Source organism: Anabaenopsis tanganyikae CS-531 (assembly GCF_029891675.1).
GTDB lineage: Bacteria > Cyanobacteriota > Cyanobacteriia > Cyanobacteriales > Nostocaceae > Anabaenopsis > Anabaenopsis arnoldii.
Map to the genome: position 1 here is coordinate 23564 of NZ_JANQDF010000149.1, position 7049 is coordinate 30612.

At 42.7% G+C, this 7049-nt stretch carries 7 protein-coding genes; all 7 read left to right on the forward strand.

Annotation, left to right across the window (positions count from 1 at the left end; all coding sequences use genetic code 11):
• The first annotated feature begins 42 nt into the window (after positions 1 to 42).
• Positions 43 to 1542 (forward strand): NADH-quinone oxidoreductase subunit M, encoded by a 1500-nt coding sequence (locus NWP22_RS14590; protein ID WP_280802034.1) that lies wholly within the window; start codon positions 43 to 45, stop codon positions 1540 to 1542.
• A gap of 71 nt (positions 1543 to 1613) precedes the next feature.
• Positions 1614 to 2744 carry a CO2 hydration protein gene (locus NWP22_RS14595; protein WP_280802035.1) on the forward strand — a complete coding sequence of 377 codons (1131 nt, stop codon included), beginning with the start codon at positions 1614 to 1616 and terminating at the stop codon, positions 2742 to 2744.
• Between the two features lie 120 nt (positions 2745 to 2864).
• A complete protein-coding gene (locus NWP22_RS14600; RefSeq protein ID WP_271733389.1) occupies positions 2865 to 3848 on the forward strand; it encodes an alpha-ketoacid dehydrogenase subunit beta in 984 nt (327 codons plus the stop codon).
• 117 nt (positions 3849 to 3965) lie between these two features.
• A complete protein-coding gene (secD, locus tag NWP22_RS14605; protein WP_280802036.1) occupies positions 3966 to 5381 on the forward strand; it encodes a protein translocase subunit SecD in 1416 nt (471 codons plus the stop codon).
• On the forward strand, positions 5378 to 6355 hold the full coding sequence (gene secF / locus NWP22_RS14610; RefSeq protein ID WP_271733390.1) for a protein translocase subunit SecF: 978 nt from the start codon (positions 5378 to 5380) through the stop codon (positions 6353 to 6355). The genes secD and secF overlap by 4 nt, the downstream gene beginning before the upstream one ends.
• 208 nt (positions 6356 to 6563) lie before the next feature.
• A complete protein-coding gene (locus tag NWP22_RS14615; protein ID WP_271733391.1) occupies positions 6564 to 6692 on the forward strand; it encodes a hypothetical protein in 129 nt (42 codons plus the stop codon).
• A gap of 34 nt (positions 6693 to 6726) precedes the next feature.
• Positions 6727 to 7049, forward strand: a 323-nt coding sequence (locus NWP22_RS14620; protein WP_271733392.1) for a transposase, incomplete at its 3' end; no start/stop codon positions are given.

Here is a 7049-nt window from a genome sequence, read left to right on the forward strand (position 1 = left end):
ACAGACTTTTTACATCCCCTCTACCCATCCATAGTTATACTTATGCTGAGTGTACTAATTGTACTGCCATTATTAGCCGCGGCTTTAATCGGTTTCTGGCCCGGTCACATCAGTGGCAAACTTTCCCGTCAAGTGGCTTTCCTCTTCGCCATTATCATCTTCTTGTGGACAGTTGTACTGGCAATAAAATTCAATCCCGCCCGAGCCAATCAACAGTTTACTGAGTTTATCCCCTGGATAGAATCTTTAGGCTTGAATTATAATTTAGGAATAGATGGTTTATCTTTACCATTACTGGTTTTAAATGGACTGTTAACTTGTATTGCCATTTACAGCAGTAATGAATCCCTTCAGCGTCCTAGATTTTATTACTCCTTAATCTTACTGTTAAATGCCGGGGTGATTGGAGCATTTTTGGCACAAGATTTACTACTATTTTTCCTGTTTTATGAACTGGAACTAATACCGCTATATCTGTTAATTGCCATTTGGGGAGGCGCTAGACGGGGTTACGCTGCCACAAAATTTCTGATTTACACCGCCATTTCCGGGATATTAATTTTGGCAAGTTTCCTGGGTATGGTTTGGCTGAGTGGTTCTGGTAGCTTTGCACTCTTGGGTTTGAAAACCACAACTTTACCTTTGGTAACACAGCTGATACTACTAGGAGGCCTTCTAGTGGGTTTTGGGATTAAAATTCCCCTATTTCCCTTTCACACATGGTTACCAGATGCCCACGTTGAAGCTTCTACACCCATTTCTGTCCTGCTGGCGGGAGTGCTGTTGAAGTTAGGAACCTATGGCCTACTACGCTTTGGCATGAACTTGTTACCGGAAGCTTGGACTTATTTAGCCCCATGGTTGGCAACTTGGGCTGTAGTCAGTGTCCTATTTGGCTCTTCTTGTGCGATCGCCCAAACCGACATGAAAAAAATGGTAGCCTACAGCTCCATTGGACACATGGGCTACATCCTATTAGCAGCGGCGGCGGCTACACCGGTGAGTACCTTGGGGGCTGTGATGCAAATGATCAGCCACGGTTTGATTTCCCCACTGCTATTTTTACTCGTGGGGGTTGTTTATCAAAAAGCTGGAAGCCGCGATTTAAATGTAATTAAAGGATTACTTAACCCAGAACGAGGGTTACCCCTGATTGGTAGCTTAATGGTTTTGGGTGTGATGGCCAGCGCCGGTGTACCGGGAATGGTGGGGTTTATTTCCGAATTTATCGTTTTTCGGGGCAGTTTTGCCGTTTTTCCAGTGCAGACGCTGTTATCTATGATTGGTACAGGCTTAACTGCCGTTTACTTCTTAATTCTGATGAATCGCGCCTTTTTTGGGCGGTTGTCCCCACAAGTCAGCAACTTGCCCCGTGTATTGTGGAGCGATCGCATACCTTCAGTAATTCTAGCGGTATTGATTGTAATTTTTGGCATACAACCAGCTTGGTTAGTTCGCTGGAGTGAACCCACAATCACAGCTATGGTTAATAGCGAAAATGTAGTACCTGCGGTGTCTTTAGATCAGGGTACTGGTAACTAAGGACTGGGTAAGAGTATTTTCGATACCCGATACCCCATCTCTAAATCTCTGTAACTTTTGCAGAAATGGCAATGGTAAGCATGGAAAAAAAACCTTTCTCACATCCTTTATCTGAGTATATTCAAAGACTACTCACCGGAGGTACATTACTTCCTGATAGTCCAGATAATGTCATGGAAGTTGTGGGCATACTGAAAAGCTACGGCGTGGTTTTAGATGCCTATTCAAAAAACCTCATTTATATTGCTGAACATCAATTTCTAGTATTTTTTCCCTTTTTTAAATACTTTAACGGGGAAATTTCTTTGCCCAAGCTAATTCGCCATTGGTGGCATGACAGAATTAACTTTGAATATGCCGAATATTGCATGAAAGCCATGATGTGGCACGGTGGAGGTGGTCTAGATGCATATTTAGATACACCAGAGTTTGAAGAAAGAGCACAAGCAGTTATTCAAGCCAAATTCCCCAACAATCCCATCATCGGCGTTAACCAACTATTTCCGGATTTTTTAACGGAAATGTTGCGTGTGTCGGCTTACTATAGTGGCTTAGGCCAATTTTGGCGGGTAATGGCGGATATTTTCCTGAATTTATCAGACCGCTACGACCACAAAGAAATTAAAACCATTCCCCAAGTTGTAGACCACATTAAAGCGGGTTTGGTTGCAGATGCGTTAAAGCCTATTACTTATGCCGTCAAAATCCGAGGGGAAGTTTATGACATCATTCCTAAATCTGTGGGTTTAACCTTCCTAGCAGATACAGCCATCCCTTATGTAGAGGCAGTATTCTTTCGGGGAACTCCCTTTCATGGCACAGTGTCATATAATGCCCAAGCATATCAAATTCCCCTAGACCAAGCTCGATTTCAGTATGGCGCACTATATGCGGACCCTTTACCTATAGGTGGTTCTGGTATTCCTCCCACTTTGCTGATGCAGGATATGCGTCATTATCTCCCGGATTATTTACACACAATTTATCGTCACAGTCTTCGAGGGGAGGATGATTTGCGAGTCCAAATTTGTATGAGCTTCCAAAAGTCAATGTTTTGTGTAACCACAGCAGCGATTTTGGGACTAATGCCTTATTCTATGGATACTGAAGATACATCTGAACAAACTGCTAATCGTGTCTATTTAGAAAAATGGATGACTCGGTTAGAAACTTCTCAATTACAGGCAGTAAATAACAAATAATACAACTTAATTAATTTATTTTGCCCAAAAAATCAATCTCTAATCTAGTGCGATCGCTCACGATATTTGCTACGGTGGCACGATAAGATTCTAAAACAATAGTCTGACTATAAGGTCTAAATGGCAGAAACACTATTTTTTAACGCTCTGCGGGAAGCCATTGATGAAGAAATGGCGCGTGATTCGAGTGTATTCGTTCTTGGGGAAGATGTAGGACATTATGGCGGTTCCTACAAAGTCACTAAAGACTTATACAAAAAGTATGGCGAACTAAGGATTCTTGATACTCCCATCGCCGAAAACAGTTTTACTGGTATGGCCGTGGGCGCAGCTATGACTGGGTTAAGACCCATAATAGAAGGTATGAATATGGGCTTTTTGCTCCTAGCCTTTAACCAGATATCCAACAACGCGGGAATGCTACGTTACACCTCCGGCGGTAACTTTAAAATCCCTATGGTCATTCGCGGTCCAGGGGGTGTAGGTAGACAGCTAGGGGCTGAACATTCTCAACGCCTAGAGGCTTACTTCCAAGCGGTTCCGGGCTTAAAAATTGTTACTTGCTCCACACCCTATAACGCTAAAGGACTACTAAAATCGGCTATTCGTGACGATAACCCGGTGTTGTTCTTTGAACACGTTCTACTTTACAACTTAAAAGAAGATTTACCAGAAGAAGAATATCTACTACCCCTGGATAAAGCAGAAGTTGTGCGTCGTGGCAAAGATGTCACAATACTCACTTACTCACGGATGCGCCATCATGTATTGCAAGCCGTGAAAACTTTAGAAAAACAAGGTTATGATCCAGAAGTAATAGACCTAATATCACTGAAGCCTTTGGATTTTGATACTATTGGGGCATCCATACGCAAAACCCATCGAGTTATTATCGTGGAAGAGTGTATGAGAACCGGGGGTATTGGTGCAGAATTAACCGCCTCCATCAATGACCGCTTGTTTGATGAATTGGATGCGCCGGTACTGCGGCTTTCTTCCCAAGATATACCCACACCCTATAACGGTAGTTTGGAACGGTTAACAATTGTGCAGCCAGAACAAATCGTCGAAGCTGTAGAAAAAATGGTCGCTATGCGAGTTTAAAAGCCCAAGACTGGGGAATGAGGAAAAATCTACCTCATCTCCCCACCACCCCCATCTACCCATTCAAAACTCGTTCAAAGAACGCTATTATAGCCTTTGTCAGTTGCGAGTTATTGTATGCAAAGACAGCGATCGCTATTAGCTTTGATTTTCGTGCTGCTCATGGCCGCTATTGCGGTGATAGTAAAAATTCCAGTACCTTTGGGGTTAGACTTACGGGGCGGTTCACAGTTAACCATTCAGGTGCAATCAGCACTCCTGATGAGAGAAATTACTGAACGAGATTTGGCTGGGGTTCAGAAAGTTGTGGAAGGTCGAGTTAATGGTCTTGGGGTTTCTGAGCCAGTAATTCAAACTGTAGGCACAGACAAAATCCTGGTACAATTACCAGGAGTCAATGACCCGCAGCAAGCAGAACGAGTGCTAGGTGGTACAGCACAGTTAGAATTTCGACAACAAAAGCCTAGTACAGAAACTCAACTTTTTGCTTTTCAAGCATCCAGAACTGAACTCAGAGCCAAGCAAGAAGAGTTAAGAAACCGCGGCGATGAGGCCGCAATTATTAATAATCAAGAAGAATTAGCCAAAAATAATCAAGCCATCAGAGAATTGTTTGACAGCACTGAACCACCACTAGACGGTAAATATCTCCAAGATGCCTATGGTGAACCAACTCAAGGTAGTAATTGGAATGTTGCCATTCGCTTTGATACTAAAGGTGGTGAACTGTTTGCCAATCTCACTAAAAACCTTGCCGGTACCGGGCGGAGCATTGGGATTTTTTTAGATAATGAATTAATCAGCGCTCCTGTAGTGGGGGTAGAATTTGCTGGTACAGGAATTACCGGCGGTGCTGCAGTGATTACAGGTACATTTACCCCCCAAGAAGCCAATGACTTGGGCGTGCAGTTGCGTGGCGGTGCTTTACCTGTACCCGTGGAAATCGCCGAAAGAAGGACTGTAGGCGCTACCTTGGGTAAAGACAGTATTCAAAGCAGCATTTATGCTGGTATTGGCGGTCTAATCTTAGTATTAATATTTATGGTATTTTACTACCGCCTACCAGGATTGATTGCCGATATCTCATTAGTCATCTACTCTCTACTAACATGGGCGAGTTTTGCTCTGTTGGGGGTTACCCTGACTTTACCGGGAATTGCTGGTTTTATCCTCAGTATTGGCATGGCAGTTGATGCCAATGTGCTAATCTTTGAGCGTACACGGGAAGAATTGCGAGCGGGTAAATCTTTGTATCGTTCTGTAGAATCTGGTTTTTACCGAGCATTTTCCAGTATTTTAGACAGCAACGTCACTACATGGATTGCTTGTGCTGCTTTGTTTTGGTTTGGTTCCGGATTAGTCAGAGGCTTTGCTCTCACCTTAGCCTTGGGTGTAGCCATGAGTATGTTTACCGCAATCACTTGTAGCCGCACACTCATGTTTTTAGCAGTTACTAGTCCGGCTGTGAAAAATAAGCGAGAGCTTTTCTGTCCTAACCTACCAGCATTAAATAAGCCAGAGGTGGCTAAATGAAATTGAATATTAACAAATCGCGATCGCTATGGTGGAGCATTTCTAGTGCCTTTATTCTGATTAGTTTGATCTCAATGGCGATTTCGTGGCAAAACCCCCAAATTCGCGCGCCCCTACGCCCCGGCTTAGATTTCATCGGTGGTACGCGCTTACAGTTAGAACGTGACTGTACACAACTGGGTAACTGCGATCAACCAATAAATATAACCACAGTCCGAGAAGTAGCACAAGCCCAGGGTTTGGGCGATAGCAGCATCCAAATAGTGGGAGACAATGGCATATCAATTCGCACCAAGGACTTAGATGTTGATCAGCGCACCAATTTACAAACTGCTTTAAGTGAGAAAATTGGTATCTTTGACCCGCAACAAAACCAAATTGACACTGTTGGCCCTACCTTGGGAGCAGAATTATTTCGCTCTGGTATCATCGCCCTCATAGTTTCTTTTATCGGCATTATTATTTACTTGACCTTCCGCTTCCAGTTGGACTACGCCTTATTTGCCATTGTGGCGCTTTTGCACGATGTCTTGATTACTGCAGGGCTTTTTTCAATTTTCGGCTTACTGCTCAACCTAGAAGTGGATAGTCTGTTTATTGTGGCACTGCTGACAATTATCGGTTTCTCTGTCAACGATACAGTAGTGATTTATGATCGCATTCGGGAAACTATTAAGGTCAATCCCCAGCAGCCAATTGTCGAGGTTGTGGATGATGCTGTCAACCAAACATTAGGAAGATCAATCAATACTACCTTAACAACCTTGCTGTCAGTCATCGCCATCTTTGTCTTTGGCGGAGAAACACTCAGATACTTCGCCCTAGCATTAATTATTGGCTTTGCTATAGGGTCTTATTCCAGTATTTTTGTCGCCAGTACTCTGTTGACTTGGTGGCGAGAACGCACAGAGAAATATCCTATTTTAGTCAGTGCTGAGGCCATTGATACATCTACTAACTCCCAGGATGGTTAGAATGAGCTTAAGGGAATACCAGGCGGTGGGAAATATTGCTTATACAAACCAGAGCTTAATCAGGTTAAATTAGGTGTATATTAGCTTAAAATAACCAACATCAACACATTAAAATCCGTGGTTTATCGGTGGTTAATTATTCTTATTTGAACCATAGTAAATCCCAATCCACCTGTGCATAATTCCTCATTACCCGAACAACAAGCCTTTGATTAATTTGGAACCGGTTGTTTATTCTCCCATGGATCAACTCGAAGAACCATCAATAAATAGTAAAAATGCCAATGGTATTAACTCATCCTTTAACCAACAAGTAGAAAGGCTACATCAAATGTAGAATCTATTTTAACAGACCAATTTTAGCACAAAGCATGAAAGCTAGATATCAGTACAGATTTTACCCAAGAAACCAACAGCAACAGAATTTAGCTCGGTTGTACGGTTGTGTTAGGGTTGTTTGGAATGATGCTTTAGCGTTCTGCAAACAATCTGAAAAGCTGCCTAGATACAATAAACTCTCGGCAATGCTGACCCAAGCTAAAAAGACTCAAGAGAGAAAATGGCTATCTGATGTTTCTTCAGTGCCATTACAACAGTCTCTTAGGCATTTAGATGTTGCTTACAAAAACTTTTTCAATTCCCTTAAAGGTAAGAGAAAAGGTAAAAAGGTTGGGGTTCCTAGATTTAAAAAGAA

Bases quoted from the DNA above. Each gene is read 5' to 3' on its own strand.
- NWP22_RS14595 (WP_280802035.1), top strand. From the start codon at position 1,614: ATGGTAAGCATGGAAAAAAAACCTTTCTCACATCCTTTATCTGAGTAT.
- NWP22_RS14590 (WP_280802034.1), top strand. From the start codon at position 43: ATGCTGAGTGTACTAATTGTACTGCCATTATTAGCCGCGGCTTTAATC.
- secF (WP_271733390.1), top strand. From the start codon at position 5,378: ATGAAATTGAATATTAACAAATCGCGATCGCTATGGTGGAGCATTTCT.
- secD (WP_280802036.1), top strand. From the start codon at position 3,966: ATGCAAAGACAGCGATCGCTATTAGCTTTGATTTTCGTGCTGCTCATG.
- NWP22_RS14600 (WP_271733389.1), top strand. From the start codon at position 2,865: ATGGCAGAAACACTATTTTTTAACGCTCTGCGGGAAGCCATTGATGAA.